Annotated in this window: 1 protein-coding gene and 1 pseudogene; both read left to right on the forward strand. The window is 63.3% G+C overall.

The window, feature by feature from the left end:
* A partial coding sequence (locus tag I5W_RS21135) for an acyl-CoA reductase (RefSeq protein ID WP_044530709.1) occupies nucleotides 1–783 on the forward strand: 783 nt, incomplete at its 5' end.
* A 1-nt stretch (nucleotide 784) separates the two neighbouring features.
* Nucleotides 785–1,610, forward strand: a pseudogene (locus I5W_RS21140) (hypothetical protein); the annotation flags it as partial.

Raw genomic sequence — 1,610 nt, forward strand, 5'->3', positions numbered from 1 at the left:
TCATTCTCGATCGCTTACTGGAAAGGGGGCGACGTGGCGGTCGAATCGATCCTGTACCGCGCTCAGTATTTCGACAAGATCGTGGTGTGGGGCGGCGAGAGCGCGGTGCGCCATGCACAGAGCTACGTCGGTCCGGGCTTCGAGATGATCGCATACGACCCGAAGGTGTCGATCTCGATGGTCGGCCAACAGGCCTTCGGTTCGGATGAGGTATTGCGCGAGGTGGCCATGCGCGGCGCGGCCGACGTCCTCAGCTTCAACCAGGACGCCTGCAACGCGAGCCGTTTCCAGTTTGTCGAAGGCGACACCGAACAGTGCGACCGCTACAGCGCCCTGCTGGCCGAGGCAATGGGCATTGACGTGCGCTACGGCGGCGGTCACTACCTGCCGACCCCGGCCGATATCCGGGACGAGGTCGACATGCTCAAGATGCTCGAACCGGTATACGCCGTTTTCGGTGGCTACGAGGGACGCGGCTTGGTGGTCCGTTCGGACGAGCCGGTCGGCTTCCACCCCAACGTCAAGACCGTCAACGTGGTCCAGGTGAGCAGCCTGGCCGACGCGCTGCGCTATGTCACCGTGGCCACCCAGACCGTTGGTGTGTGGCCGCCGTCGCGCAAGCGCGAACTGCGCGACGGGCTCGCCAGCGCCGGCGTCCAGCGCATCGTTTCGCTGGGCGAGGCGAATGCGCCGGGCAGCTTTGGCGGCATGCCGCACGACGCGACCATTCCCCTGCACCGCTTCATGAAATGGATCACCGAAGAAGGCGACGAAACACCGTGACATGTCCAGCATGATCACTACATCAACGGAACCCGGAGGAGAACTTTCCATGACCGCACTTGAACAAATCCTGAAGCTGACCACCATCGATGACCCTTTCCGCAACGCGCCGTCGAACCTTTACCAACTGCAGCTGGAAGCGGCCGCCGAGCGCTTCGCTCAGCGGCGCGAGCAAATCCCGGTGCTGAAAATCCGCGCCCGCGACAGCGGCGTCGAGGCCGTGCGCAGCCACGCCGACCTGGTACCGCTGCTGTTTGCCGACGCCAATTACAAGAGCTACCCGGACAGCTTCGTCGAGCAGGGCCGCTGGGACCGCATGTCGCTGTGGCTCCAGACCCTGTCGACCCATCCGATCAAAGGCATCGATTACGCCGGCATCAACAACATGGACGACTGGATTTACGCTCTGCGCAAGAATGGCCACCATGTGATGAGTTCGAGCGGCACCTCCGGTCGCAACTCCTTCTTGAACCAGAGTGAGGTCGACCGCGAGATGGGCTGGCGCCTGATGGAACAGGGTATCCGCTGGTGCGTAGGACGTTTTCGCGACAAGGAAAAACGCTACCCGGTATTCCTGCTGCTGCCGGCCCAGGGCTCCTACACCGCGACCGAACGCACGGCGCGCTTTGCCGAGGAAATCGGGCTCGATGGCGACATCCATTACATTTCCAACGTTCCGCAAAGCGCGACCGAGATGATGCAGATGATGCAACTGCGGCGCGCGATGGCGGCCGGTACCGCCAAGCCGAGCGAGATCGCCGAGGCCGAGGAGCGCGATCGCGCGCGTCAGCAACGGATCGCCGAAGACATGGCCGGCTCATCGCCAG

Source organism: Herbaspirillum sp. B65, from assembly GCF_000333555.1.
Classification (GTDB): domain Bacteria; phylum Pseudomonadota; class Gammaproteobacteria; order Burkholderiales; family Burkholderiaceae_D; genus Herbaspirillum; species Herbaspirillum rubrisubalbicans.